Source organism: Actinomadura monticuli, assembly GCF_041463655.1.
In the GTDB taxonomy this organism is placed as follows: Bacteria; Actinomycetota; Actinomycetes; order Streptosporangiales; family Streptosporangiaceae; genus Spirillospora; species Spirillospora monticuli.
In genome coordinates, this window is the sequence record NZ_JAXCEI010000010.1 from 1 (window position 1) to 25,386 (window position 25,386).

General features: G+C 72.8%; 29 protein-coding genes. 10 read left to right on the plus strand and 19 right to left on the minus strand.

Going from position 1 to position 25,386, the window contains the following annotated elements:
• The 7 genes from SM611_RS22425 to SM611_RS22455 all read right to left on the minus strand — a co-directional run.
• A partial coding sequence (locus SM611_RS22425) for a maltotransferase domain-containing protein (protein WP_371951844.1) occupies window positions 1–189 on the minus strand: 189 nt, incomplete at its 3' end.
• Between the two features lie 188 nt (window positions 190–377).
• Window positions 378–1,121 carry a copper homeostasis protein CutC gene (locus SM611_RS22430; RefSeq protein WP_371951845.1) on the minus strand — a complete coding sequence of 248 codons (744 nt, stop codon included), beginning with the start codon at window positions 1,119–1,121 and terminating at the stop codon, window positions 378–380.
• Entirely contained in the window at window positions 1,118–2,059 is a 942-nt protein-coding gene (locus SM611_RS22435) for an asparaginase (RefSeq protein WP_371951846.1), read from the minus strand. The genes SM611_RS22430 and SM611_RS22435 overlap by 4 nt, the downstream gene beginning before the upstream one ends.
• 13 nt (window positions 2,060–2,072) lie before the next feature.
• Entirely contained in the window at window positions 2,073–2,867 is a 795-nt protein-coding gene (locus tag SM611_RS22440; RefSeq protein WP_371951847.1) for an amino acid ABC transporter permease, read from the minus strand.
• Window positions 2,864–3,508 carry an amino acid ABC transporter permease gene (locus SM611_RS22445; protein ID WP_371951848.1) on the minus strand — a complete coding sequence of 215 codons (645 nt, stop codon included), beginning with the start codon at window positions 3,506–3,508 and terminating at the stop codon, window positions 2,864–2,866. Before SM611_RS22445 ends, SM611_RS22440 begins: the two co-directional genes overlap by 4 nt.
• A gap of 11 nt (window positions 3,509–3,519) precedes the next feature.
• Window positions 3,520–4,455, minus strand: coding sequence for a glutamate ABC transporter substrate-binding protein (locus tag SM611_RS22450; RefSeq protein WP_371951849.1), 936 nt, complete (start codon window positions 4,453–4,455; stop codon window positions 3,520–3,522).
• Between the two features lie 74 nt (window positions 4,456–4,529).
• Window positions 4,530–5,258 carry an amino acid ABC transporter ATP-binding protein gene (locus SM611_RS22455; RefSeq protein ID WP_371951850.1) on the minus strand — a complete coding sequence of 243 codons (729 nt, stop codon included), beginning with the start codon at window positions 5,256–5,258 and terminating at the stop codon, window positions 4,530–4,532.
• 116 nt (window positions 5,259–5,374) lie between these two features.
• Between SM611_RS22455 and SM611_RS22460 the strand changes: the two genes are divergently transcribed.
• On the plus strand, window positions 5,375–6,532 hold the full coding sequence (locus SM611_RS22460) for an ROK family protein (protein ID WP_371951851.1): 1,158 nt from the start codon (window positions 5,375–5,377) through the stop codon (window positions 6,530–6,532).
• Window positions 6,533–6,569: 37 nt separating this feature from the next.
• Here the strand turns inward: SM611_RS22460 and SM611_RS22465 are convergent, their stop codons facing one another.
• Complete coding sequence (locus SM611_RS22465) at window positions 6,570–6,905, minus strand: STAS domain-containing protein (RefSeq protein ID WP_371951852.1); 336 nt, start codon at window positions 6,903–6,905, stop codon at window positions 6,570–6,572.
• A 268-nt stretch (window positions 6,906–7,173) separates the two neighbouring features.
• Here SM611_RS22465 and SM611_RS22470 point away from each other — a divergent pair, with 268 nt between their 5' ends.
• From SM611_RS22470 to SM611_RS22480, 3 genes are all read left to right on the plus strand, one after another.
• The gene (locus SM611_RS22470) at window positions 7,174–7,449 is read left to right on the plus strand and encodes a sulfurtransferase TusA family protein (RefSeq protein WP_371951853.1); all 276 of its coding nucleotides are present in this window, start codon (window positions 7,174–7,176) and stop codon (window positions 7,447–7,449) included.
• Window positions 7,450–7,533: 84 nt separating this feature from the next.
• The gene (locus SM611_RS22475) at window positions 7,534–9,003 is read left to right on the plus strand and encodes a flavin-containing monooxygenase (RefSeq protein ID WP_371951854.1); all 1,470 of its coding nucleotides are present in this window, start codon (window positions 7,534–7,536) and stop codon (window positions 9,001–9,003) included.
• Window position 9,004: 1 nt separating this feature from the next.
• A complete protein-coding gene (locus SM611_RS22480) occupies window positions 9,005–10,009 on the plus strand; it encodes a transglutaminase-like domain-containing protein (protein WP_371951855.1) in 1,005 nt (334 codons plus the stop codon).
• A gap of 8 nt (window positions 10,010–10,017) precedes the next feature.
• On the opposite strand, the gene SM611_RS22485 is transcribed toward SM611_RS22480, so the two are convergent.
• On the minus strand, window positions 10,018–10,632 hold the full coding sequence (locus SM611_RS22485; protein WP_371951856.1) for an FMN-binding negative transcriptional regulator: 615 nt from the start codon (window positions 10,630–10,632) through the stop codon (window positions 10,018–10,020).
• A 53-nt stretch (window positions 10,633–10,685) separates the two neighbouring features.
• Between SM611_RS22485 and SM611_RS22490 the strand changes: the two genes are divergently transcribed.
• Entirely contained in the window at window positions 10,686–11,642 is a 957-nt protein-coding gene (locus SM611_RS22490) for a DNA polymerase domain-containing protein (RefSeq protein WP_371951857.1), read from the plus strand.
• Window positions 11,643–11,660: 18 nt separating this feature from the next.
• Here the strand turns inward: SM611_RS22490 and SM611_RS22495 are convergent, their stop codons facing one another.
• Both SM611_RS22495 and SM611_RS22500 read right to left on the minus strand, forming a co-directional pair.
• Window positions 11,661–12,875 carry a cytochrome P450 family protein gene (locus SM611_RS22495; protein ID WP_371951858.1) on the minus strand — a complete coding sequence of 405 codons (1,215 nt, stop codon included), beginning with the start codon at window positions 12,873–12,875 and terminating at the stop codon, window positions 11,661–11,663.
• 256 nt (window positions 12,876–13,131) lie between these two features.
• The gene (locus SM611_RS22500) at window positions 13,132–13,980 is read right to left on the minus strand and encodes a PaaX family transcriptional regulator (RefSeq protein WP_371951859.1); all 849 of its coding nucleotides are present in this window, start codon (window positions 13,978–13,980) and stop codon (window positions 13,132–13,134) included.
• A gap of 154 nt (window positions 13,981–14,134) precedes the next feature.
• Here SM611_RS22500 and SM611_RS22505 point away from each other — a divergent pair, with 154 nt between their 5' ends.
• From SM611_RS22505 to SM611_RS22520, 4 genes are all read left to right on the plus strand, one after another.
• Entirely contained in the window at window positions 14,135–15,043 is a 909-nt protein-coding gene (locus tag SM611_RS22505) for an SDR family NAD(P)-dependent oxidoreductase (RefSeq protein WP_371951860.1), read from the plus strand.
• Window positions 15,040–15,936 carry an amidohydrolase family protein gene (locus SM611_RS22510; RefSeq protein WP_371951861.1) on the plus strand — a complete coding sequence of 299 codons (897 nt, stop codon included), beginning with the start codon at window positions 15,040–15,042 and terminating at the stop codon, window positions 15,934–15,936. Before SM611_RS22505 ends, SM611_RS22510 begins: the two co-directional genes overlap by 4 nt.
• A complete protein-coding gene (locus SM611_RS22515; RefSeq protein ID WP_371951862.1) occupies window positions 15,933–16,385 on the plus strand; it encodes a MaoC family dehydratase in 453 nt (150 codons plus the stop codon). Before SM611_RS22510 ends, SM611_RS22515 begins: the two co-directional genes overlap by 4 nt.
• Window positions 16,386–16,553: 168 nt before the next feature.
• Window positions 16,554–17,354, plus strand: coding sequence for an IclR family transcriptional regulator domain-containing protein (locus SM611_RS22520; RefSeq protein WP_371951863.1), 801 nt, complete (start codon window positions 16,554–16,556; stop codon window positions 17,352–17,354).
• Here SM611_RS22520 and SM611_RS22525 read toward each other — a convergent pair.
• Genes SM611_RS22525 through SM611_RS22545 form a run of 5 tightly spaced genes read right to left on the minus strand, consistent with a single transcriptional unit; the run spans window position 17,341 to window position 21,503 of the window.
• Window positions 17,341–18,297, minus strand: a complete 957-nt coding sequence (locus SM611_RS22525; RefSeq protein WP_371951864.1) for a zinc-binding dehydrogenase — start codon at window positions 18,295–18,297, stop codon at window positions 17,341–17,343. The two genes, SM611_RS22520 and SM611_RS22525, sit on opposite strands and share 14 nt — an antisense overlap.
• Before the next feature lie 4 nt (window positions 18,298–18,301).
• Entirely contained in the window at window positions 18,302–18,664 is a 363-nt protein-coding gene (locus SM611_RS22530) for a hypothetical protein (RefSeq protein ID WP_371951865.1), read from the minus strand.
• Window positions 18,661–19,524 carry a DODA-type extradiol aromatic ring-opening family dioxygenase gene (locus tag SM611_RS22535; RefSeq protein ID WP_371951866.1) on the minus strand — a complete coding sequence of 288 codons (864 nt, stop codon included), beginning with the start codon at window positions 19,522–19,524 and terminating at the stop codon, window positions 18,661–18,663. The genes SM611_RS22530 and SM611_RS22535 overlap by 4 nt, the downstream gene beginning before the upstream one ends.
• Window positions 19,517–20,335: a citryl-CoA lyase gene (locus SM611_RS22540; RefSeq protein ID WP_371951867.1), complete on the minus strand. Its 819-nt coding sequence runs from the start codon at window positions 20,333–20,335 to the stop codon at window positions 19,517–19,519. The genes SM611_RS22535 and SM611_RS22540 overlap by 8 nt, the downstream gene beginning before the upstream one ends.
• The gene (locus tag SM611_RS22545) at window positions 20,328–21,503 is read right to left on the minus strand and encodes a CaiB/BaiF CoA transferase family protein (RefSeq protein WP_371951868.1); all 1,176 of its coding nucleotides are present in this window, start codon (window positions 21,501–21,503) and stop codon (window positions 20,328–20,330) included. The genes SM611_RS22540 and SM611_RS22545 overlap by 8 nt, the downstream gene beginning before the upstream one ends.
• Before the next feature lie 195 nt (window positions 21,504–21,698).
• Here SM611_RS22545 and SM611_RS22550 point away from each other — a divergent pair, with 195 nt between their 5' ends.
• Window positions 21,699–23,132 (plus strand): amidohydrolase family protein, encoded by a 1,434-nt coding sequence (locus SM611_RS22550; RefSeq protein ID WP_371951869.1) that lies wholly within the window; start codon window positions 21,699–21,701, stop codon window positions 23,130–23,132.
• A gap of 194 nt (window positions 23,133–23,326) precedes the next feature.
• Here SM611_RS22550 and SM611_RS22555 read toward each other — a convergent pair whose 3' ends face one another.
• From SM611_RS22555 to SM611_RS22565, 3 genes are all read right to left on the minus strand, one after another.
• Window positions 23,327–23,605, minus strand: coding sequence for a DUF6295 family protein (locus SM611_RS22555; RefSeq protein WP_371951870.1), 279 nt, complete (start codon window positions 23,603–23,605; stop codon window positions 23,327–23,329).
• Between the two features lie 12 nt (window positions 23,606–23,617).
• Complete coding sequence (locus tag SM611_RS22560; protein ID WP_371951871.1) at window positions 23,618–24,361, minus strand: dienelactone hydrolase family protein; 744 nt, start codon at window positions 24,359–24,361, stop codon at window positions 23,618–23,620.
• Window positions 24,362–24,427: 66 nt separating this feature from the next.
• Window positions 24,428–25,258, minus strand: a complete 831-nt coding sequence (locus tag SM611_RS22565; RefSeq protein WP_371952158.1) for an undecaprenyl-diphosphate phosphatase — start codon at window positions 25,256–25,258, stop codon at window positions 24,428–24,430.
• Window positions 25,259–25,386: the final 128 nt, after the last annotated feature.

Below are 25,386 nucleotides of genomic sequence, written 5' to 3' on the forward strand. Positions count from 1 at the left end.
CAGCATCTCGTGCCCCTCCCGGAACACCGTCGCCGACACCTCGACCGTCTCACCCACCACGGCCTTCGCCGGCCACCGCCCGCACCCCACCACCGGCGCCACGTCCAGAATCGGAATGCGACCGAGCTCGCTCTCCAGTTTCACCTGCATCCTGCCCGCTCCCGGCTCGTCGGTGGTGGTCCCAGTCATCCATGCCCCGTCCGCAACTCCCGGCCATCCTCGCCACCACAAGATCATGCAAAGAACTGCCGTGCCAGTGGGCGTGTCCGGGGCGGGCGCGCGGCGAGAGCGGAGCCGGCGCCCGCCCGCCCCCGGAAAGACGAGATCCCGGCGGGTCGCACCCGCCGGGATCTCGTCCGCCCCCCAGAGAAGTACAGCTAGCCGGCCGCCCGGATCACCGAGGCGACGCCCGCGCCGGTCGTGACGAGCCGCCGGTACTCCGGCTGCCGCAGCTCCCCGCCCATGAACGGGTACGGGTTGCGGTGGACCGCCGGGCTCGGCTCCTCGCTCAGCGCGGCGAAGTGGATCTCGCGAGCGCCGGTCGCCGCGACGACCCGGGCCACGTTCCGGTCGGTGACGCCGCCGCCCGGCATGACGATGATGCGGTCGCCGGCGTGCTCGACCAGCGCGGCGATCAGCGGCGCGCCCTCCAGGACGCTGACGTCCTGCCCGGACGTGAGGACGCGGTCGACGCCCAGCTCGACGAGTTCGTCCAGCGTGCCGAACGGGTCGGCGGCCATGTCGAAGGCCCGGTGGAAGGTGACGGGCAGGCCGTCCGCCGCCGCGATGAGCCGCTCGGTGACGGGGCGGTCGATCGTCCCCGCCGGGGTCAGCGCGCCGATGACGACGCCGTCCGCGCCGGCCTCGCGGACGAGCGCGACGTCGTGCTCCATCGCCGCGGCCTCGTGCTCGTCGAAGATGAAGTCGCCGCCGCGCGGGCGGATGATGACGTTCACCCTGATGGACGAGACGGCCGCGAGCGCGGCGCGGACCGTGCCCAGGGTCGGGGTGAGCCCTCCCTCGAACAGCGCCGCGCACAGCTCGACGCGGTGGGCGCCCGCCTTCTCGGCGGCGATGGCGCCCGCGACGCTGTCGATGCAGATCTCGTAGGTGAGGCTCACGTACGTCCTTCCTGGGTGGTGCGGATCTCGCCGACCGGGCGCCCGCCGCCGAGGACGGGCACGGCTGCCAGCGGATCGGCCGGGGTCGTGTCGGCGCCGAGCGCGGCGAGCGCGCGCAGCGCGATGGCGGTGGTGGCGCGGGGGCTGCCGTCGACGACCTTCACGGCGACGGCGTGCCCAGCGGCGGTGGCGGCGATGAACACGCCCTCCGCGCCGCCCTTGGCGACCGTGCCGGGCAGCGCCCGCATGAACTCGGTGTTGGCGTGTCCCGTCCCGCCGACGAACTCGGGGTGGGCGCGCATGGCGTCCGCGACCGGGCGGGACCCCTCGGACAGGACGAGGGAGCGTGCGGCCCGCGCGAGGCCGGTCAGCGTGAGGCCGAACAGCGGCGCGCCGCAGCCGTCCACGGCGACGGGCGACGGGGTCTCGCCCGCGCCGTCCGCCAAGACCTGCCGCACGGTGCGCTGGAGCGGGTGCGACGGGTCGAGGTAGGCGTCGAGCGGCCAGCCGTTCGCGACGCACGCGGCGAGCATGGCGGCGTGCTTGCCGGAGCAGTTCATCCGGATCCGCGACTCGCCCTCGCCCGCCCGGATCAGCGCGGCCTTCGCCGGCTCGTCCTCGGGCCAGGACGGCGGGCAGCGCAGCGCGTCCGCGCCGAGGCCGGCGTCCGCGAGGATCGCCTCGACCGTCTTGACGTGGAAGTCCTCACCGGTGTGGCTGCCCGCCGCGATCGCGAGGCTTTCGCCGCTCAGCGGCGCGCCCGCCCGCAGGCACGCGAGCGCCTGGAACGGCTTGGTGGTGGAGCGGGGCAGGACGGTCTCTCCGGGATTGCCGCGCGCGTAGGCGAGCGTGCCGTCCGGGGCGAGCCCCGCGACACTGCCGTAGTGGCGGCTCTCCACGAAGCCGTTCCGGACGACTTCGGCCAGAACCTCGTACATCACTCTCCTCACCTCACGCTCTCCGCGCCTCCAGCGTCCGCGCGAGCTTGGCCAGCGACGCGTTGATGGCCAGGTAGATCAGCGCGATCACCAGGTAGGTCTGGATGAGCAGGTGGTTGTAGTTCGCGAGCACCTTGCCGCTGTAGAGCAGTTCGGCGTAGCTGACGACGTATCCGAGCGAGGTGTCCTTCAGCAGCCCGGCGGACTGGCTGACCAGAGACGGCAGCACGCGCCGCGCCGCCTGCGGAAGCACGATCAGCCGCATCGCCCGGCCGCGCGTCAGGCCGAGTGCGAGGCCCGCCTCCAGCTGGCCGCGCTCCACCGACCGGATCCCGGCCCGGAAGATCTCCGCGAACGCGGCGGCGTTCGACACCGACAGCGGCACGACGAGCTTCCAGAACAGCGGCAGGTCGACGCCGTACCTCGGCAGCGCGAACAGCACGACGTAGACGAGCAGCAGCGCCGGGATCGTCCGGACGATCTCGACATAGGCGGCGGACGGGACGCGCAGCCACCGCGACGGCGACACCCGTCCGAGCGCGAGGGCGACGCCGGCCGCCATCGCCAGCGCGATCGACACGACCGCGGCGTACAGCGTGGAGCGCAGGCCCTCCAGCAGGTACCGCCACATCGGCCACGTTCCGTACGGGCGCCACCGGTCGGCGGCGAGCTGGCCGTTGTCGGCGAACTGCCGCAGCGCGAGGGCGACGAGGACGGCGCCGGCCAGCACGGTCAGCACGGTCGTGATCCGGATGCGCCGCCGGGCGCGCGGCCCCGGCTCGTCGAACAGCAGCCTGGAGGAGCTCATCGCAGGATCGCCAGCTTCCGTTCGAGACCGCCGGTGACCAGCCCGACCACCCCGGACAGGGCCATGTACGCCAGCCCCGCCGTCACGAAGATCCAGATCGGCTGCGCCTCGGCGAGGTTGACCCGGTTCGCGGCGGCGGTCAGCTCCACCACGCCGACCGCCGCCGCGAGCGCGGTGTTCATCAGCGTCATGATCGCGATGTTGCCGAGCGGCTGGACGACCGTCCGCAGCGCCTGCGGGAGGACGACCAGCCGCAGCGACTGGACGAACGTCAGCCCGAGCGCCCGGGCGGCCTCGCCCTGGCCGGCCGGCACCGCGTTGATCCCGGACCGGATCGCCTCGGCCGTGTACGCGCCCTGGTAGAGGGCGATGACGACGGCCGAGGTGGTGAACAGCCCGGCGATCACCCCGATCTCGGGCAGCCCGAACACGGCGATGACGAGCCAGACCAGCAGCGGGATGTTCTGCAGGATCTCGACGTAGGCCATCCCGGCGGCGCGCAGCACGCGCACCGGGCTGACCCGCATCGCGGCGACGAGGACGCCGGCGGCGAGCGCGCCCGCGAGCGCCAGCAGCGTCAGCTCGACGGTGAGCAGCAGCCCGTCGCCGAACTCCCCGAGGTGGTCGGTGATGACGTTCATGGGACGGGGGCTTACTCCGAGCCCGGCGCGGAGCCGATCGCGGGCGGCTGCGGGGCCTCACCCTGGACGACCGTGCCGATCGAGTTCTTCCAGACCTTCGCCCACAGGCCCGACTGCTGGATCTGCTTGAGCCAGTCGTTGACGAACTGCTTCATCTGGGCGTCGCCGTGCTTGAGGCCGATCCCGTAGGGGTCCTCGGTGAACGGCTCGCCCTGGATCTGGATGGACGTGTCCTGCTTGGCGGTGGCGAGCAGGACCGCCTGGTCCTGGACGTAGGCGTCGCCGCGGCCCTGCTTCAGCGCCTGGACGCACTCGGGGTCGCTGCCGAACGTGACGATCTTCGCGTCCGGGGCGGCCTTCTTGATCGCGGGGATCGCCGGGGTGTTGGCGCCCGCGATGACCGTCTTGCCCTTCAGGTCGGCCGGGACCTTGATGCCCGTCTCGTCCTTCTTGGTGGCGATGACCAGGCCCGAGCTGTAGTACGGCCCGGCGAACGCGACCTGCTCGGCACGTTCCGGAGTGATGCTGTACGTCTGGAACACCACGTCCACCGTGCCGTTGGACAGCAGCGCCTCCCGCGTCTCCGACGCCGAGTTGACGATCTTCACCTTGGGCTCGCCGATGATGTACTTGGCGAGCAGCCGGCCGAAGTCGGCGTCCAGGCCCTCGACCTTCTTCGTCGCCGGGTTCTGCTGCGACAGCAGCGGCGCGTCCAGCGAGCCGCCCACGACCAGTTCACCGCGCTGCTTGATCTTCTCCATGGTGGAGCCGGCGGGAATCTCCGCGGCGACCGGCGCCGAGGAGAGCAGGTCGCCGGTCGTGCCGCCGCCGGTGCCGGGCACGGCCGAGTCGGAGTCGCCGCCGGAGCAGGCGGCGAGGCCCGTCAGCGACAGCGCGGCGACCGCGGCGACCGCCGCGCGCCGCAGCCCCGCAGGGGTACGCACCATGATCATCAACCTTTCTCGGGTGGCGCGCCATGGGCGGCGCACCGGGGTGTCACAGGGCTGTCACGAGTCGGGCCCTAGTGGCTGAGGACCTTGGCCAGGAAGTCCCGGGCCCGGTCGCTGGCGGGGGAGTCGAAGAAGGCGGACGGCGTGCCGGACTCGACGACCTCGCCGTCCGCCATGAACACGACGCGGTCGGCGACCTTGCGCGCGAAGCCCATCTCGTGGGTGACGACCACCATCGTCATGCCGTCGCGGGCGAGGCCCGTCATCACGTCCAGCACCTCGCCGACCATCTCGGGGTCGAGCGCGGACGTCGGCTCGTCGAACAGCATCGCCTTCGGGCGCATCGCGAGGGCGCGGGCGATCGCCGCGCGCTGCTGCTGCCCGCCGGACAGCTGGGCGGGGAGCTTGCCCGCCTGCTCGCCGATGCCGACCCGGTCGAGCAACTCGCGTGCGCGCCGCTCCGCCTCCGCGCGCGACAGCCCGCGCACCCGCGTGGGCGCGAGCGTCATGTTCTGCAGGACGGTCTTGTGCTGAAACAGGTTGAACGACTGGAACACCATGCCGACGTCCGCGCGCAGCCGGGCGAGGGCGCGCCCCTCGGCGGGCAGGTCCTCGCCGTCGACGCGGACCGTGCCCGCGTCCGGCGTCTCCAGCCGGTTGAGGCACCGGCAGAGCGTGGACTTGCCCGACCCGGACGGGCCGATCACCACGACGACCTCGCCGCGCGCCACGTCGAGGTCGACGTCGCGCAGCGCGTAGTGGTCGCCGAAGCGCTTGCTGAGGCCGCGCACCTCGATCATTCGGTCACCTGCGATCCAACTTCCTTCGAAATCGAAGCCAAGTAGGACGATAGAACGTCAAATCGACGTAAGTCAACGCGTTGCCGTACCAAGTTCGCGCATGCTATCTATCTGGGGTGCGTAACAGCAGAGACGACGGACCGGCGGCGCTCGTGCGGCTGGTGGCGACCGGCCGGGCGGAGTCGCGGGCCGAGCTCGCCCGGCTGTCCGGGCTCGCCGCCTCCAGCGTCTCGCTGCGCGTCGAGCAGCTCATCGACGCCGGGCTGTTCGCCGAGGAGGGCGCCGGGGCCTCGCGCGGGGGCCGGCGGCCCCGCCGCCTCCGGCTCGCCCGGGAGGCGGGCGTCTTCCTCGTCGCCGACCTCGGCGCGCACCACGCCCGGCTCGCCGCCGCCGACCTCGCCGGCACGCCCCTCGCGGTGGCCGACCTCGACTGCGACATCGCCGTCGGGCCCGAGCGGACGCTGACCGCCGTCGTCGAGAGCCTCCGCGCGCTCGCCCGCGAGCACGGGCTGCACGACGTCCCCGTCCGCGGCGTCGGCATCGGGCTCCCCGGCCCCGTCGACCCCGCCACCGGCCAGGTCGTCTCGCCGTCCCGGATGCCCGGCTGGAACGACTTCCCCGTCCGCGACTTCGTGACCGGGCACACCGGCGTCCCCGCGCTGGTCGAGAACGACGCCAACCTCATGGCCGTCGGCGAGCACCGCGGGTCATGGCCGTCCCTCGACAACGTCATGGTGATCAAACTCGGCAGCGGGATCGGCTGCGGCGTCATCGTGGCCGGACGGCTGCACCGGGGCCGCGGCGCCGCCGGCGACATCAGCCACGTGCGGATCCTGTCCGAGGCGTCGGTGGACTGCTCGTGCGGTCATCCCGACTGCCTGGAGGCCCACGCGAGCGGCGCGGCGCTCGCCGCGTCCCTCGCCGCGCAGGGCGTCGTGGTGGAGCACCCGTCCCAGATCGTCGACCTCGTCGCCGACGGCGTTCCGCAGGCCACCAGCGCCGTGCGCACCGCAGGCCGCCTCATCGGGGACGTGCTGACCGCGCTCGTGAACTTCTTCAACCCCGACGCGCTCGTCATCGGCGGCAGCCTGTCCAACGCCGAGCCGCTCGTCGCGACCATCCGCGGCGTCATCTACGAGCGCTGCCTGCCGCTCGCCACCCGCAACCTGGAGATCGCCACGTCCCGCGCGGGCCGCGACGCCAGCGTGCTCGGCGCGGGCCACCTGCTGCTCGGCATGGCCGACGACTGGATCGAGCGCGTCCTGGAACGCTGAGGGCGGGGCCGCTACGGGAGCGCGGAGTGCGGGCGGGTCAGTGGCGCGCGGCCAGGGCCTGGCGGGCGGTCGTCACGTCCGGCGCGATCGCGACCCGGCGCTGCAGCCCGGCCACGTCCGACACCCGGCGGACGATGCCGCGCTGCGGCAGCACCACCCACATCGGGACGCCCAGCTCGCTGGCCCGCATCTGGGAGCGCGTGATCACGTTCAGGCCGTTGGAGTCGCAGAACGTGCAGCCGGCCAGGTCGAGGATGAGCGCGGGCGTCCCGGAGTCGAGGAGCCGCATGGCCTGCTCGAGGATCGCCTCGCCGTTGCTGAGATCGACCTCGTCCGGGAACGTGAGCGTCCCGCAGGTGTCCGTGCTCTCCACGCGCGCTACTCCGAGATCCATGGTTCGCCCCAAAGCCGGTTTCCTCACCTGGATGACAACGGGGGGTACTTCACTGCGACTGTAAGCCCCGATCCTGGACGGAACCTGAAAGAAAGGTTCAAGTCTAGGACGTTGCTCCGCCAAATCGCGCACGATCCCGTTCCCTCGCGTTTCATCCCCTTCTGTCGCATTTGACGATTCGCGAGGGTGTTGCCGCGACAAACCCCTATATTTCACCTGGTGGCCTGCGAGAACCGGGGGTGAGGGAATGAGCGCGGACCCAGTGGTCGTCGACGGCGGCGACCGCTCCTGCGTGCGCCTGCTGCTGGAACTGCGCGGCCGCCTCGCCGGGCTCGCGCCGGGCACCGTCGTGCACCTGATCGCCAGCGATCCGGCCGCCCCGATCGACCTGCCCGCCTGGTGCCATCTGACCGGCCACGCCTACCTGGGGCCCGTCGAGCCGGCGCCGTCCCCCACCTACGCGCTGCGGGTCTCCGCCGACGCGCGTCCCACGTCCCGGGAATCGCCCTGGCGCGCCCGCTGACCTCGGCGCCCGCACCGGCGCCGGGACTATTGGCGGAGTGCCAATGGGGGGTTAGTGTGGCGTGGGCGATGAAGGGACGTTGGCATGGGCGGGCCGTCTGTCGCGATCGTTGGGAGCGGATTCAGCGGACTGGGGCTGGCCATCGCGCTGCGGCGCGCCGGCTTCACGGATCTGACGGTGTTCGAGCGCGCGGACGGCGTGGGCGGGGTGTGGCGGGAGAACACCTACCCCGGCGCCGCGTGCGACGCCCCCTCGCACCTGTACTCCTACTCGTTCGAGCCGAAGCACGACTGGTCGCGCAGGTTCGCACCGCAGCCGGAGATCCTCGGCTACTTGCGGGAGTGCGCGCGCAAGTACGGCGTGACCGAGCACATGAGGTTCGGGACGGAGATCACGGCCGCCGAGTTCGACGCCGCGGCGGGCCGCTGGAACCTGCGGACGGCCGGCGGCGAGACCTGCGCCGCGGACGTCCTCGTCTCGGCGTGCGGGCAGCTCAGCCGCCCCTCCGTGCCCGCCATCCCGGGCCTGGAGGCCTTCGGCGGCACCCTCTTCCACTCGGCGCGCTGGGACCACGGCCATGACCTCGCCGGGCGCCGCGTCGCCGTCGTCGGCAACGGGGCCAGCGCCGTCCAGTTCGTCCCGCGGATCGCGCCGGAGGCGGCGAAGCTGACCGTGTTCCAGCGCGAGCCGCAGTGGGTCGGCTGGAAGTGGGACCGCCGCTACCCCCGCCTCCGCTCCCGGCTCAACCGCCGGTTCCCGGTGCTGCAGCGGCTGTCCAGGCTCGGGGTGTTCCTCTGGTTCGAGGCGCTGCTGAACCCGATGCTGATCTCGCCGCGCGGCCGCAAGGTGCTGTCGGCCCACGTCCGCGCGCTATGCCGCACCACGCGCTGGTCCGTCCGCGACAAGCAGACCCGCCGGATCCTCACGCCCGGGTACGAACTGGGCTGCAAGCGCGTCCTGGTCTCCAGCGACTACTACCGGTCCCTCAACCTGCCGCACGTGGACGTCGTCACCAGCCCGATCACCAGGGTCACGTCCGACGCGGTCGTCACCGCCGACGGCACGGCCCACGAGGTCGACACCATCATCATGGGCACCGGGTTCCGGTCGCACGACTTCGTCGCCCCGCTGCGCGTCACCGGGCTGGACGGCCGCACGCTGGACGACGCCTGGCGGGACGGGCCGCGCGCCTACCTCGGCCTGACCGTCGCGGGCTTCCCGAATTTCTTCATGATGTACGGACCCAACACCAACGTCGGCTCCGGGTCGGTGGTACACATGCTGGAGAGCCAGATCGCCTACATCGTGCAGGCCATTCGTGCGCTGCGCGACCCGGAGGTGCTGTACATGGACGTCCGCGAGGGCGTGCTCTCCGCATTCGACGACCGCCTCCAGCAGCGCCTCGGCGGGACGGTCTGGAACGCCGGCGGCTGCACCAGCTGGTATCTGCGCGACGGCCGCCGCAACGCCAGCAACTGGCCCGGATCGATGCTCGCCTACCGGCGCCGGACGCGCAGCCTCGACCCCGCCGACTACCGGTTCGTGAAGCGCTGACATGGCCCGTGCCGCCGCGCACCCGCTGCTGCGCACGCTCGACGGGCTCCTCGTCATCCCGCCCGAGCACCACCGGCCGGACACCCCGAGGGCCGACGCCGCCGTGATGCTCGCCTGCGACCAGGCCGCGCTGTCCGACCTCGTCCGGCACGGGCTGCCGGCCACGGGGGAGCGCGGCCGGGAGCGGTTCGACTCCAGGGACATCTTCAACCTCGCCCTGTACTCCGGTTCCGGGCGTACCGGGATCGAGCGGACCGTCGCGTCCGCCCTGCGCTGGACCCGCTCGTCCTGCGAGGACCTCATCGCGCCCCGCATGTCCCGGTTCGAGCTGCGGGTCTCCTGCGGGGCCCCGGACGGCTGCCGGCCCGGTGCCCGCAACACGCTCGCCCGGCCGCGGACCGGCGCCTACGGCGGGCGGGTCCGCCACGTCCGCGCCCATCCGGCCGGCGCGGCGCGCAACGTCCCGGCGGGGACGGCGGCGACCGCCCGCGCGTCGGGCCCCGCGCTCACCCTGTCCGCCGTCCTGCGGACGGTCGGCGACTGCCCGGTGCTGCGCTCGCCCGCGCTCCGCGCGATCCTGCGCGAGTTCATGGGAGCGGAGCTGCGCTGGCTGCGCCTCCCCGAGGCCATGCGGGACGACGAGTCCCTCGTCCCCCGCGGGTTCGCGAGCTGCGGCTCGGCCAGCCGCTACATCGCCCGGCTGTGCCGCGAGGAGGGCATCCCCGCGCGGACGCGGATCGGCTGGGTCGTCGGCCTGCCCGACCTGGTCCACGCGTGGGTGGAGGTCGAGGACGACGACGGCGTCACCAAGGTCATCGACCCGACGTTCGTGCTGCTCGCGGAGGTGATCCCGGGCGCGAACCCGATGCTCCGCGACCCCGGCCTCGGCTTCCGCACGAACCGTCTCGTCCCCACCGCGCTGGAGGTGGGCGCCGCCATCGCGTCCCACACGTGCGCCGCCGGGCACGTGCCCCGCGTCAGCACGACCCTGGTCCCCCTCCGCTGACGGCGCGGTCAGGAGTCGCGGACGGCCTCGGCCATCGCGGTGTCGCCCTCGGCCAGGTAGCCCTCGACGACGCCCGCGCGGTCGGCCTCCGGACGGTTCTGGCTCATCTTCGCCTTCGCCTCGACCCGGGTGATGACGAGTTCGAGGCCGACGATGGCGCGCAGCTGCCCGGCGATGAACCCGGCCGGTGCGTCGTCCACCGCCCAGGGGGGCGTGCGCCCGCTCTCGTGACGTTCGGTGAGGCGGCGCACCATCGACTCGACCCACGCGGCGTCGTCGTGCACGACGAGACGGCCGTAGACGTGCGCGGTGAGGTAGTTCCAGGTCGGCACGGTGCGCCCGTGCTCGCGCTTGGACGGGTACCAGGACGGCGACACGTAGGCGTCCGGGCCGTGCACGATGAACAGCGACTCCCCGGCGGCGGGCTCGCGCCATTGGTCGTTGTTGCGCGCGACATGCGCGAGCATCGCGCCGTGCTCGCCCACCGACGGGTCGTACAGGACGGGCAGGAACGTCGCGAGGAGACCAGTGGGCGTGCTCGTCACGAGGTCGGCCGCGTCGCACCCGGTCAGCAGCTCCCTGACCTCGGCGTCGCCCGCGGAGAAATGCGCCGGAACGTACATGAGGCCGACGCTACCCGAGCGGGGCTGTCGGACGCGCGTGCGAAGGTGGTGGGGTGAGCGCCGATGAGGAGCGTGACGGGGTCCGGCTGACGAACCTGGACCAGCCCCTGTTCGACGGGGCCGACGCGACGAAACGTGACCTGGTCGACTACCTGGACGCCGTCGCCGGGCGCATCGTGCCGCAGCTCGCGGGCCGCCCGCTGTCGGTCATCCGCGTGCTGCGCGGCCAGAAGCCGTTCATGCAGAAGAACGTCCCGAAGTACACGCCGGAGTGGGTGCGGACGGTGCGGGTGTGGGCGGAGACGTCCCGCCGCGAGGTGTCGTACGCGCTGTGCGACGACCGGCGCACCCTGCTGTGGTTCGCCAACCAGCGCGCCGTCGAGTACCACCCGCCGCTCTTCCGCGCGGACGCGCCGTCCCGGCCCACCCACCTGGTGATCGACATCGACCCGCCGGGCGCGGACGCGTTCGGCGCCGCCGTCCGCGCCGCGCACCTCGTCCGGCGGGCGCTGCGCGATTGCGGGCTGGAGGGCGCGGTCAAGACCAGCGGCGCCAAGGGCGTGCACGTGTTCGTGCCGCTCGACGGCGGCACGACCGCCGAGGACGTGGCCGCCGCGACGCGCGCGCTGGGCGCCCGCGCCGAGCGCCTCGACCCCGGCCTCGCGACGACGGCGTTCATCCGCGAGGACCGGGGCGGCAAGGTGTTCCTCGACTCGACCCGCGCCGGCGGCGCGACCGTGGCCGCCGCCTACAGCCCGCGCATCCGCCCGGGGACGCCGGTCTCGTTCCCCGTCCCGTGGGACGATCTCGACGGCGTCGCCCCGGCCGACTTCACGATCCGCACGGCCGCGGGCCTGCTCGCCGACCGCGACCCGTGGTCGGACCTCATGCCGGAACCGCAGGCCCTCCCCGCCGACCTGGTCGAGGAGGGGCACACGATCCCGATCGCGCGCGTCCAGGCGATGCACGAGGGAAAGCGCAGGGCCAGGGCGCGCCGCGACGGCGGCTGACGAATCACCGGCGAAAGGTCAGGAATTCAGCTCGACCGGCAAAGACCGGTGTCCATTGGAGATGAACGACTCGACCGGGCGCAGTTCGCCCGGATCGATGGCGAGCTCCATATCCGGGAAGCGCTGGAAAAGCGCGGGCAGCGAGATCTCGGCCTCCATTCGCGCGAGATGCGAACCCACGCAGAAGTGCACGCCGTGGCCGAAGGAGATGTGCTCCTTGCCCGCCCGCCTGATGTCGAACAGGTCGGCGTCGTCGCCGTGCAGGGAGAGGTCGCGCCCGGCCGCGGCATAGGCGGCGAGGATCGGCTCCCCCCTGCCGATCGTGACGCCGTCGACCTCGATGTCCTCCACCGCGTAGCGCAGCGGCAGGTTCGCGACGGGCGCCTGCCAGCGCAGCGCCTCCTCGATCACCTCCGTCCACGGCACCTCGCCGGACCGGACGAGCGCGCGCTGCTCCGGGTGCGTCAGCAGCGCGGTGATGGCCTGGTCCAGCAGGTTCACCGTGGTCTCGTGCCCGGCGGAGATCATCAGGATCAGGGTGTCGACGAGCTCCGCCTCGCTCAGCCGCGAGCCGTCCTCGTCACGGGAGGAGATGAGCACGCCGGCCAGGTCGTCGGCGGGCTCGCGGCGCCGGAACGCGACGAACTCCTGCAGGATGCCGTACATCTCGACCTGGTTGGCGATGGTCTCCTCCGGCGTCAGCGCCGTGTTGAAGATGCCGTCCACGCAGCGCCGCAGGCTCGGCCGGGTCTCGCCGGGAATGCCGAACAGCCGGCAGATCACCTCGATCGGCAGCGGGTAGGCGAACGCCTCGCGCAGGTCGGCGCGCCCGCCGGGAGCGGCGGCGAGCTCGTCCACGAGCCCGGCGGTGATCGCCTCGACCTCGGGGCGCAGCGCCTCGGTGCGGCGCGGGGTGAACGCGCGCGAGATGATCGCGCGGAGCCGCCGGTGGTCGTCGCCGTAGGCGGTGAACATGTTCTGCACCGAGACCCACAGGCGCAGCGGCCAGTCCTCCGGTATCTCGCCGTTGACGTACGCGGTCCAGTGCAGATTCGGGTCCTTCGACACCCGGGGATCGGCGAGCAGCCGTTTGAGCTGCTCCTGGCCGGTCACCGCCCACGCGACGACGCCGCCGGGCAGTTCCACCGGCGTCACCGGGCCTCGCGACCGCAGTTTCGCGGCCTCTCCCTGGACGTCGCCGCCGGACGGGTCGATGACGAGCGGATTCTCCATGGGGCCCTTCCCGTGGACGCGTCGGAGCGAACCCGGAAAGGGACGGCTCCCGAACGGACAATGGAGCCAACGTAGGGCCCGCCGCGCCCGCCCGCCAGATCATCTCACCGACATGTTCGGCACTCCGCTTTTCGGCCTTTCCTTAAATGGCGGCGCGGGACGTAGCCGCCGTCGGGGTTGTTGGGGTTGCAGAAGAGGCCCGTATCTATCGGGTCCGATGGCACGACAGGGGATACGGGTTCGCCCCGGAGCCGGTTCAGCGGCGCCCGGCGTCGTCGGCGAGGAGCGTGCGGAGCCGTTCGGCCGCGTCCGGCTCCAGCGCGGCGAACCGCTCCCGGTACAGGGCGGCGGACGCGGACGCGGGCCAGCCGTCCGGGAGGTGCTCGGCGGGCAGGCCGGGGTCGGTGCGCAGGAGCTGCAGCCAGTCGGCGCCGAGCAGGGTCAGCCGGGTCAGCGGGCGCCCGTGCCGCTCGCGGTCCGGCGTCCAGGTGGCGAGGAACGCCTCGTGCTCGGCGCGGATCGCCGGGACGTCCCACGCGCGCCGCAGCAGCCGCGGCACGTCGGTGCCCTCCACGGGGACGGAGTAGAACGCGTCGGCGAGCTCGGCCAGCCCGGCGAACGCGGGCCCGGCGAAGATCGCGCCGATGTCGACCCGGCCGGGCGCGATCCACAGCCCGTCCCGCAGCCCGCCGAAGCCGGCCCAGATCAGCCGGGCGCGGATCTGGTGCCGCAGGTCGCGGCGGCTCTCCGGCATCGAGTAGCTGAGCAGCGTCCACTCGCCGCCCGGGTGGGTGAACGGCCGCGCGGACCGGACCCGCGGGGTCGCCTCGCGGAGCAGCTCCTCCGCCCACGGGGTGAGCGAGAACCGCGCGGTGCGGCCCTCCCGGGTGCGGGCCAGCAGCCCCTTGCGGGTCATCCGCGCGAGGGTGGCGCGGCCCGCCGCCTCGGCGACGCCGAGGTCCTCCAGCAGGTGCAGGAAGACCCGCGAGCTGATCGGCGGGAGGCCGCGGTCGAGGACGAGCGATCCGAGGAAGCTGAACAGCAGCTGCTGCGGAGCCCGCCGGCGGGGCCGTGCGCTCGCGGACGCGTCCTGCTCGGCGGTCATGCCCGTCCTCCCCGTGGTCCCTGCCGTCGTCGGTGCACATCACACCATGCCCTGCCGCCCTTCCGCTGCTGTGACCGAGGTTATTCGATGAAATCTTGACGCACGACAATAGCGAATCTAGCTTCTAGGGACAGGACGGACCAGGAAGGTGGCAATGGAGCTGAACGGGAAGGTGGCGGTGGTCACCGGCGCGGGGCGCGGCCTCGGTCTCGCCTACGCCGGGGAGCTCGCCCGCGCGGGCGCGGCCGTCGTGGTCAACGACGCGGACGCGGCCACCGCCGAGGCCGCGGCAAAGCAGATCACCGACGCGGGCGGGCGGGCCGTGCCGCACCCCGCCGAGGTCGGCCCCGCCGAGACCGCCGAGGCCCTGGTCGGACGGGCGGTGGCGGAGTTCGGCCGGCTGGACGTGATGGTGACCAACGCCGGCGTCCTGCGCGACAGGGTGCTGTGGAAGATGACCGACGACGACTTCGACACCGTCGTCCGGGTGCACCTCAAGGGTACCTTCACCTGCGCCCGCGCCGCGGCGGTGCGGTTCCGCGAGCAGGGCGGGGGCGGCCGGCTCATCCTGGTCGGCTCCCCGGCCGGGCAGCGGGGGAACTTCGGGCAGACGAACTACTCGGCGGCCAAGGCCGGGATCGTCGGGTTCGTCCGCACCTGGGCGATGGAACTGGCCCGCGCGGACGTCACCGTGAACGCGGTCGTCCCGGTCGCGGCGACCGCGATGACCGAGACGGTCCCCGCGCTCGCCCCGTACGCGGAGGCGCTGCGGGAGGGCCGCGCGATGCCGCCGTTCGCGCGCCGCGCCCTCGCCTTCGGCGCCCCCGAGGACGCCGCCGGGCTGGTCGCGTTCCTCGCCTCGGACGCCGCGTCCGGCATCACGGGCCAGGCCATCGGCGTCGGCGGCGACCGGCTCTCGCTGTGGACGCACCCGACCCAGGCCGTCGCCGCCTACCGGGACGGCGGCTGGGCCGCCGCCGACATCGCCGCCGCCTGGCCCACGGTCTTCGCCGAGCACGAGCAGAGCGTGGGGGAGAACCTGCCCGAGGAGCCGCGGCCATGAGCGGGCTCGACCTGGACGCCCTGGAGGCCATCGACGTCCACGTCCACGTGGAGGCCGACAAGCACGGCCACCTCTCGCTCCCGGACGAGTTCATGGAGGCGTCCGCGAAGTACTTCGGCGCGGACGCCAACCGCACGCCCACGATCGACGACATCGCCGCCCACTACCGGGAGCGCCGCCTCGCCGCGGTCGTGTTCACCGTCGACATCGAGAACGCCACGGGGCACCCGGCCATCTCCAACGAGGAGATCGCCGACCGGGCCGCCGAGTACCCCGACGTCCTCATCCCGTTCGCGAGCATCGACCCCGCCAAGGGGCGCGCCGGCGCCCGCGCGTTCCGCAGGCTGATCGAGGAACGCGGCGTGCGCGGCATCAAGTTCCACCCGTCCCTGCAGGGCTTCGCGCCCAACGACCGCACCGCGTACCCGCTGCTCGAGGTCGCCGCCGAGCACGGCGTCCCCGCCCTGTTCCACACCGGGCAGACGGGGATCGGCGCGGGCATGCCGGGCGGCGGCGGCATCCGGCTCGGGCTGTCGAACCCGATGCTGCTGGACGACGTCGCCGTCGACCTCCCCGACCTGACGATCATCATGGCGCACCCGTCCTTCCCCTGGCAGGACGAGGCGCTCGCCGTCGCCACGCACAAGCCGAACGTCTACATCGACCTGTCCGGCTGGTCGCCGAAGTACTTCCCGCCGCAGCTCGTCCGGTACGCCAACGGGCTCCTGCAGGACAAGGTGCTGTTCGGCTCCGACTACCCGGTCATCACCCCGGACCGCTGGCGGAGCGACTTCGACGAGCTGGAGATCAAGCCGCACGTCCGACCGAAGATCCTCAAGGGCAACGCCGTCCGGGCTCTCGGCCTGGACGGGGCGAGCAAGGAGAAGGCATGAGCACGACCGTCGCGTTCGAGGACCTGAAGAGCCTGGCGGGCGGCTCGCTCGGCACCAGCCGCTGGCTGGAGGTGGACCAGGCCCGCATCGACACGTTCGCCGACGCCACGGACGACCACCAGTGGATCCACGTCGACCCCGAGCGGGCGAAGGACGGCCCGTTCGGCGGCCCCATCGCGCACGGCCACCTGACGCTGTCGCTGGTCATCCCGCTGTGGACGGAACTGCTCGACGTCACCGGCGTCACGACCAAGGTCAACTACGGGTTGAACAAGGTGCGGTTCCCGGCGCCCGTCCCGGCCGGCTCCCGCATCCGCCTGTCCGGCGCGATCGCCGACGTCGCCGACGTGGCCGGCGGCCTCCAGGTCACCGCGGACCTCACCGTCGAGATCGAGAACCACGCCAAGCCCGCCTGCGTCCTCCAGGGCATCTTCCGCTTCCTGCCCTGACCCGGGGGCCCGCGCCGTGTCCGCTGTGCGTTCGCTCCTCCCCACCCGCCCCCGTCTCCGGCCACGAGGGTCCGCGGCGTGCCCGGCGGGGGCGGGTCGCGGGATACCGGTCACATGTCCGTATGATGGACAGCCACTGACGCGGGACGGCCGGCGAGGGGATGATCGATGCCACGGGAAGGCACCGGACCGGATTTCATCGAGGCGCTGGCCCGGGGCCTGGACGTCATCACCTCCTTCGAGGCTCGGCGCCCGGTCATGTCGCTCGCGCAGGTCGCCGAGGCGGCCGGGCTGGCCCGGCCGACCGCCCGCCGCATCCTGCTCACCCTGCAGGAGCTCGGCTACGTGCGGGCCGCCGAGGGCGGCTACGCCCTCACGCCGCGCGTGCTCGACCTCGGCGTCTCCTACGTCCGGTCCATGGGGCTGTGGGACGTGGCGCGCCCGCACATGGAGCGGCTCGTCGCCCGGACGAACGAGTCGTGCTCGATCGCGCAGCTCGACGGGTCCGACATCGTCTACGTCGCGCGCGTCGCCGTCCCCAAGATCGTCGCGCTGGCGGTGCAGATCGGCACCCGGTTCCCGGCGCTGCAGACCTCGCTCGGCAAGGTGCAGCTCGCGGCGCTCGACCCGGCCGAGGTCGACCGGATCGTCGCCGAGCCGACCCGCTCCGGCCTGGAGCCGCGCGTCCGCCTGACGAAACAGGAGCGCGACGCCGAGCTGCGCGAGGTCCGGGCGCGCGGCTGGGCGCTGACGGACGAGCAGCTCGCGCGCGGCATCCGCTCGGTCGCGGCCCCGCTGCGGGACGGCTCCGGCAAGGTCATCGCGGGCATCAACGTCAACACCCACGCCGCCGAGACCCCGCTCGAGCAGCTCGTGGAGGAGCACCTGCCGCTGCTGCTGCACGCGGCGGGCGAGATCAGCGCCGACTTCGCGCGGCTGGAGACCGTCCCGCAGGTCACCGCGGGGTGAGCACGATCCGTCCCGCCGCTCGCCCTTCGCCCTGACGCCGCCATGCCGCCGCGGCGTCCGCCAGCGGCACGGTCTCGTGGGCGACGTCCATTTTCCCGGACGCGGCCTGCTCCGCGACGAACCCGATCGACGCCACCCGCTGCTCGGCCGACAGCTCGTTGTTCGTGTAGCCGAGCAGCCGCAGCGACTTGCCGCGGATGACCGACGACTCGATCGGGCACGTCTCGCCCGCCGAACTCCCGAGGTTGACGAGCCGCCCGCCGGGCCGCAGCGTCCGGGCCGCTGCCGCCGCCGGGGCGCCGAACAGCGGATCGAGCACCAGGTCCGCGGGCCCGTCCGCGGCGCCGGCGAACCGCCGTGCCAGCTCGGCGACGTCGGACGTGTCGAGCGCGACGACCGTGTCCGCCCCGGCCCGCGCGGCTCGCGCCCGCGCCTCCGGCGACCGGGCACCGGCGATGACGCGCCGGGCGCCCGCCGCCCGGGCGAGCCGCACGGCGGCCTGACCGACGACCCCGCCCGCGCCGAGGACGATGACCTGCTCACCGGCGGCCAGCTCCCCGCGCCAGGTCAGCGCCATGTGCGCGGCGACGGCCGACAGCCCGAGCGCCGCCAGCGACACCGGGTCGACGCCGTCCGGCAGTTCGACGACCGAGGCCGCCGGGACGGCCGCGACCTCGGCCATGCTCCCGTCGCCCGGCGCCATCCCGGCCGGGGACGGGAACCAGACCGTCCGGCCCTCGAACGTCCCGACGCCCTGGACGCCCGGCACGTACGGCGTCGCGGGGGTCCCGAAGTACGACGTTCCGCTCGCGCACAGCAGGTCGAGCGGGGTGATCGGCGCGGCGAGCACGTCCACCAGGACCTCGCCGTCGCCCGGCGTGGGCGGCTCGCGTTCCGCCACCACGGGCGGACGCCCGCATTCCCTGATCTCCGCGGCGCGCATCGGCTCAGGTCGCGATGTCGGGGTAGGGGAGCGAGAAGTGCCCGAGCCGCCGCGCGTATTCGAGCTGGAACCCGAGCGGCTCGTCGTGGTCGCGTTCGAACATCGCGATGAACAGCGTCAGCGTCAGGAACGGGTGCGCGCCCAGCTCGAACAGCTTCGGGTAGTCGTGCCCGGCGAGCGCCGCCCGCTCCTCGTCCTCGAACGCGAGCCAGGTGGACGACTCGCCGCCGTGGCAGTTGATGATCCGGTTGGCCTGTTCCCCCTCCCACCACGCCACGGTCGCCTCCGGCTCGTCCCGGTAGCGTTCGACGAGTCCGGGGTCGCGGTCGACGGTGTAGAGGAACTTGTTCAGCAGGTACTTGCTCACTGGCCGCCTCCGTTCGGGTACCAGGTGAAGTACGCCTCCATGGTGTGGAACAGGTCGTAGGTGTCGACGTAGTCGGCCTTCGCGCCCTCGCCCGCCACGCCCATCATCAGCATGAAGTCCATGAAGCCGTGGGTGGCGTTGCCGGGCGCGTGCAGGCTGTCGAGGGTGACTTCCGCGAGGCAGCCCTCGATGTCGCCGGACGAGATCCACTCGACGGCCTTCGCGTCGAACTCGGGGTCGGGGCCGTGCGGGCCGAACTGGCGCGGGCCGCCCAGCTCCAGGGACAGGTGCCCGGTGCCGATGACCGCGACGCGCTGGTTCCCCGGCCACGACTCGACCAGTTCCCGGATCGTCCTCCCGAGCTGGACGAACCGCTTCGGCCGCGGCAGCGGCGGCGCGAAGATGTTGGTGTAGACGGGGACGATCGGCAGGTCGTTCTGCGGGCGGAGCGTGATGATCGGGCACGTGATCGAGTGGTCGATGCGCAGCTCGTTGGAGAACGCCAGGTCGAAGCCCGCGTCCAGGCCCTCGCGCAGGAGGTGGGACGACAGGTCCTCCTGCCCCTTCATCAGCATGCGCGGCAGCCCGAACTCGCGTTCCTCGTTGTACCAGTTCGCGTCGTAGAACGGCGCCTTGCCGATGAGGAACTGCGGCATGTTGTCCAGCCACAGCTGGTGGAAGTGGTCGGAGCCGACCATGACCAGGACGTCCGGCCGGGCCTTCGTCAGCGTCTCGCGGAACGCCTCGACCTTGCGGACCCACTCGTCCGCGAAGTCGGGGCGGTCCTCTCCCGTCGCCGTGCTCGCTCGGTGGTAGAAGGGGTGGTGGGTCGAAGCGATCACAGCGACCAGTTCAGCCATGACGGTCTCCGGGGGTGTAGGGGTCGGGGGCGACGGACCGGTTGTTGAGGTCCACCGACAGGAAGATCTCGTTGCCGACGGGGGTGCGCAGCTCCTCGGCGAGCTGGCCGATCAGCCCGGCGGTACGGGCGAGCAGCGCGAACCCGCGCAGCAGCTCCAGCGGGAGGCCGAGGTCGGCGAGCGCCGCGCCGCACACGCCGGCGCCGTTCAGCGGCAGCGTCCTGCCGAGCACCTCCGGGTGGACGCGGCCGATCGCGGCGAACAGCGACAGGTGCGGGCCGAACAGGCCCTCCTCGGTGGCTATCCGCATGAGGCGGGGCGTGCGCGGGTCGCCGTCCTTGTGCACGTGGTGGCCGAGGCCGGGCACGAACCGCTTCGCCTCCCGCTCCCGCTGGACGGTCCGCAGCGCCAGCGCGTCCCAGCCCGCGCCGGTGGACGGCAGGTCTCCGTCCACCGAGGTCAGGACGTCGTGGAGGAACCGGCCCGTGTCCTCGGTGACGCCCAGGAACCGGGACCCGCCGCCCAGCAGCCCGGCGGCGAGCGCGCCCTGCACCGAGTCGGGCGCCGACAGGTACGTCAGCCGGGTGACGATCGCGGTCGGGGTGAAGCCGTGGTCGGCGAGCGCCGCGAGGACGGCCTCGAAGACCCGCGTCTCCCCGGCCGCGGGCCGCCGCTGCGTCGCGAGCCAGAACGCCAGCTCGCCGAAGCCGACCTCGCCCATCACGTCCCTGGCGAGGTCGTGGCCCAGCAGCGTGATCGTCTCCCGGCTGGACGCGCCCAGCGCGGTCGGGTACTCCGGAGTCTCAGCCACGGTCGTCCTCCTGCGGCTCGGACAGCCATTGACGCAGTTCGGCGCCGTGCTCGTCCAGGCCGGGCGGCGGCAGCCGGTACGTCGCGGGCGTCTCGGAGAAGCGGATGGGGTGCCGGGTCGTCGGGACCGCGTGGTCCCCCTCGCCGACGACCACGACCGGGTCCAGCTCGAAGCGCTCCGCCATCGCGAAGCCTCCGTCGATCGTGTTGATCGGGCCGCTCGGCACGCCCGCCTCGACCAGCAGCTCGAACCATTCGACGGCGCCGCGCAGCCGCAGCCGCTCGACCAGGATCGGACGCAGCTCCGCCCGGTTGGCGGTGCGGTCGGCGTTGGTCGCGAAGCGCGGGTCGTCCGGGACGTCCGGGACGCCGAGCACCTCGCACAGCCTGCGGAACTGGCCGTCGTTCGCCGCCGTGACGATCAGGTCGTTGTCGGCGGTCGGCAGCGGTTCGTAGGGGAACACGCTCGGGTGCGCGTTGCCCATCCGGTAGGGGACGGTCCCGCCGGCGACGTAGGCGGAGCTGTGGTTGACGAGGCCGGTCAGCGCCGACGACAGCAGGTTCACCTCGACGAGCTGGCCCCGGCCGGTCGCGTCCCGGTGCCGCAGCGCCGCCAGGATGCCGATCGCGGCGTGGTTGCCCGCCATCACGTCGAAGACGGAGATGCCGGCCCGGTACGGCGGGCCGTCCGGGTCGCCGGTCAGGCTCATCAGCCCGGAGATCGCCTGCACCATCAGGTCGTAGCCGGGGACGTGCCGTCCCGCGCCGGACCCGAACCCGGTGATCGAGCCGTACACGACGCCCGGGTTCGCGGCGCGCACCGAGTCGTAGTCGAGCCCGAAGCGGGCGAGGCCGCCGGGCTTGAAGTTCTCGATCAGCACGTCGGCGCGGCGGGCCAGCTCGCGGGCGGCGGCGGCGTCCCTCTCGTCCCGCAGGTCGAGAGCGATGGAGCGCTTGCCCCGGTTGACGCCGAGGTAGTAGGTCGCGGCGTCGCCGCGGGCGGGCGGCGTCCACGTGCGGGTGTCGTCGCCGTCCGGCCCCTCGACCTTGACCACGTCGGCGCCGAGGTCGGCCAGCAGCATCGTCGCGTAGGGGCCGGCCAGGATCCGGGAGAAGTCCGCCACCAGCACCCCCGAGAGCGGCCCGCCGCCCGCGGTGTCGTCAGTCATCCGGCTCCCTTGTTCGTCCGTTGGACGGACATTCGTCCGTCACTTCGATTCTGGCATGCCAGTATCCGCGCCGGTCAAGTGGTTGACACTGTGACTACCGGTCACGAGAGTGGCTCCATGCAGGTTTGACCGTAGAGCGGACATCGGTCCGTGATTGCTCCCGGCGGTCGGGTCCCGAGGACGAGGAGTGCGAAGATGAGCGAGTTCGAGCCGGGCCGCCCCCTGGTGCTGCGCGGCGGCACGGTGCTGCCGATGACCGCCGGGCGCGAGGTCCTGGACGGCGCCGACGTCCTCATCGAGGGCGACCGGATCGCCGCGGTCGGGCCCGGCCTGCCGGTGCCGGACGGCACCGCCGAGATCGACGCGTCCGGCGGCATCGTCATGCCCGGGATGATCGACACCCACCGGCACATGTGGCAGACCGCGATGCGCGGCTACGGCGCCGACTGGACGCTGACGCAGTACTTCGTCTGGTACTACCTGGAGCACGGCAAGCGGTTCCGGCCCGAGGACGTCCACGCCGGGAACCTGCTCGCCGCGATCGAGGCCGTCGACGCCGGCGTGACCACGGTCGTCGACTGGTCGCACGGGCTGCAGACCCCCGCCCACGCGGACGCCGCCGTGGACGCGCTGCGCTCGGTGCCCGGACGGTTCGTCCTCGCCTACGGCAACATCCAGGCGCCGCCCGCCGAATGGACCGGGACGCCCGAGTTCCGCGACCTCGCGGGCCGGCTCGCCGGCGGCGACATGCTCGGCTTCCAGATCGCGTTCGACGTGCTCGGCGACCCGTCCTTCCCGGAGAAGGCCGCCTTCGAGACCGCCCGCGACCTCGGCGTGCCCGTCACCACCCACGCCGGGGTCTGGGGCGCGACCAGCGACGAGGGCATCAAGCAGATGCACGACAACGGGTTCATGACGCCCGAGACGGTCTACGTGCACGCCGCGTCGCTGTCCGCGGACTCCTACCACCGCATCGCCGCCACCGGCGGGTCCATCTCGGTGTCGACCGAGAGCGAGCAGAGCGCCGGGCAGGGCTACCCGCCCACGTGGGTGCTGCGCGACCACGGCATCCCGGTGTCGCTGTCCATGGACACGAGCGTCTGGTGGAGCGGCGACCTGTTCTCGGCGATGCGCACCACGCTGGGCGCCGACCGCTGCCGCATGCACCTGGAGGCGCACGGAAGGGGCGACACCGTCACGCACTGCAGCCTGCGCGCCGACCAGGTCGTCGACTGGGCCACCCGCGGCGGCGCCCGGACGCTCGGCCGCGACGACCTCGGCAGCCTCGAGGCCGGGAAGAAGGCCGACGTCGTCCTGATCAAGAACGACCACTCGCCGGTGTCGTTCCCCGTCCTCAACCCGTACGGGCACGTCGCCTTCCAGGCGCAGCGCGGGGACGTCCACACCGTCGTCGTGAACGGGCGCGTGGTCAAGCACGACCACCGCCTCGTCGGCGTCGACCTGTCCGCCGCGCGCCGCGAGGTCGAGGCCACGGTCGAGTACCTGCGCTCGTCGATGGGGGAGGAGGCGTGGGCGGCGGGCATGAACCCCGACATCCCCGGGACGAAGATCCTCGACAACCCCTACACCTACACCGACTACCGCAGCGACGCCACGCGCGCCCGCTAAAAGTCGACGTCCTATCGGAGCTACTCCACAAAACTGTAGAGCTTCACGGCGGGACGGCTCCGGGCCGTCCGCGCACGCCACGCCGACGCGGGCCGAGGCGGGTGATGGACCTGGTGGCGGGCATGCGGTTTCGCCGCACCGAGGACGCTCGCCGGCCGGTGCGCGGACGGCTCGACGTCCCGGACGACCCGGCGTCAGGCCGCGCCGCGGCCGGACGCGAGGCCGGGCGGGGCGGCGGCGAGCGCCTTCTGGATGGCCTCGACCAGCGCCAGCGCCGACTCCTCGGTCAGCTCTACCGCGACCCGCGCCGACGGGCCGTCGCCCTGGTTGGTGAAGTCGATGTTCACGGTGTGCTCATGGCATGCGTGGTACGGGTGGTCGACGTAGACGGCACCCCCGGTCAGCGTGAACCAGCCGGCCGCGCCCTTCGCCGCGCCGTCCAGCTCGACCTTCACGGTCTGGTAGGTGCACATGCGAATCCCCTCTCAGGCGGTCAGGTGGCGGCCGAAGAACGCGAAGATCCTCTCCCAGCCGTCCTTGGCGGCGGCGGGCCGGAACGCGGGCCGCTCGACGGCGAAGAACGCGTGCCCGGCGTCCGGGTAGCTGTGGAACTCGTGCTCCTTGCCCAGCCTGGTCAGCTCCGCGTCGAGCGCGGCGACCTCGCCGGGGGCCGGGAACCCGTCCTCCTCGCCGAACAGGCCGAGCAGCGGGCACGACAGGTTCGCCGCCTTGGCGAGGATCGACCGGGCGCTGGTCGGATACTCCTCGGGCGGGTCGTCGACCACGAACGCGCCGTAGCAGTCGACGGCGGCGTCGAGGTCCAGGTCGCAGGCGGCGAGGAACGCGTGCCGGCCGCCCGAGCAGTGCCCGATCACGCCGATCCTCCCGTTGGCGTGCTCCAGCGAGTTCAGGTGGGCGGCCGCTCCGGCGACGTCGCCGACGAGCTGCTCGTCCGGGACGCCGCCCTTCGCGCGGGCGGCGGCGGCCTGGTCGTCCGGGCTGACCCCGGCGCCCTCCCGCGAGTACAGGTTCGGGGCGATCGCGGCGTACCCGTGCGCGGCGAACGTCCGGACGAACTCCTTCGTGCCGGGGTCGTATCCGGGCATGTGGTGGATCACCACCACGCCGCCGCGCGGGGCGTCGCCGAGCGGTCTGGCGAGGTAGGCCTCCAGCTCGGCGCCGCCGTGCCCGCCGATGGTGACGGTCCCGGCCCACATCGCATCGTTCATCGCTGTCAGCGCTCCACTCTCCGTCGGACTTGCGGACCGTGACAGTCTTGCCCATCCCGGACGTGCTCAGGCGTTGAGCGTCCCCGCGCCGAGCAGCCCGAACAGGAGCAGGCCGACGGCGATCCGGTAGACCACGAAGGACGTGAAGCTGTGCCGCGCGACGAACCGGAGCAGCCAGGCGATGGACGCGTAGGCGACGCCGAACGACACGGCGGTGCCGACGGCGAGCGGCAGCGCGTCCACCCCGGCGCCGAGCGCGGTGGGCAGCTCGTAGAGGCCGGCGCCGGTCAGCGCGGGGATGCCGAGGAAGAACGACAGCCGGGTCGCGGCGACCCGGTCGAGGCCCAGCATCAGCCCGACCGACATCGTCGCCCCGGACCGGGAGAAGCCCGGGAACAGCATCGCGAGGATCTGCGACGACCCGATCAGCATCGCGTCGGTGAGGGACGTGTCGTCCTCGCCGCGCTTGTGCCGCCCGAGCCGGTCCGCGAGCCACATCACGACGCTGCCGCCGATCAGCGACCCGGCGACCACCCACAGCGAGGCGAGCGGGCCCTCGATGAGGTCCTTGGCGGCGACCCCGACGACCACCACCGGGACGGTCGCGAAGATGACCCACCAGCCGAACTTGTAGTCGTGGTGGTACCGCTCGGACGGGTCGACGATCCCGCGCCCCCACGCCGAGACGATCCGGACGATGTCGGCGAAGAAGTACACCAGCACGGCCGCGATGGCGCCGACCTGGATCACGGCGGTGAACCCGACGACGGCCTCGTCGTCCACCGGGATGCCCATCAGCCCCTCGGTGATCTTGAGGTGCCCGGTCGAGGACACCGGGAGGAACTCGGTCAGCCCCTCCACGATGCCGAGGACGACGGCCTGCCCGACATTGATCACGCTCAACGGTCCGGTTCCTCTCCAGCCCCGTCCCCGCGCCCGCACCGCCGCGAGGTCCGCCGCGAGCCTATGCCGGGTCCCGGCCGCGACCCCCGATGAGGGCGATTACTTCACCCATCATTAACCGA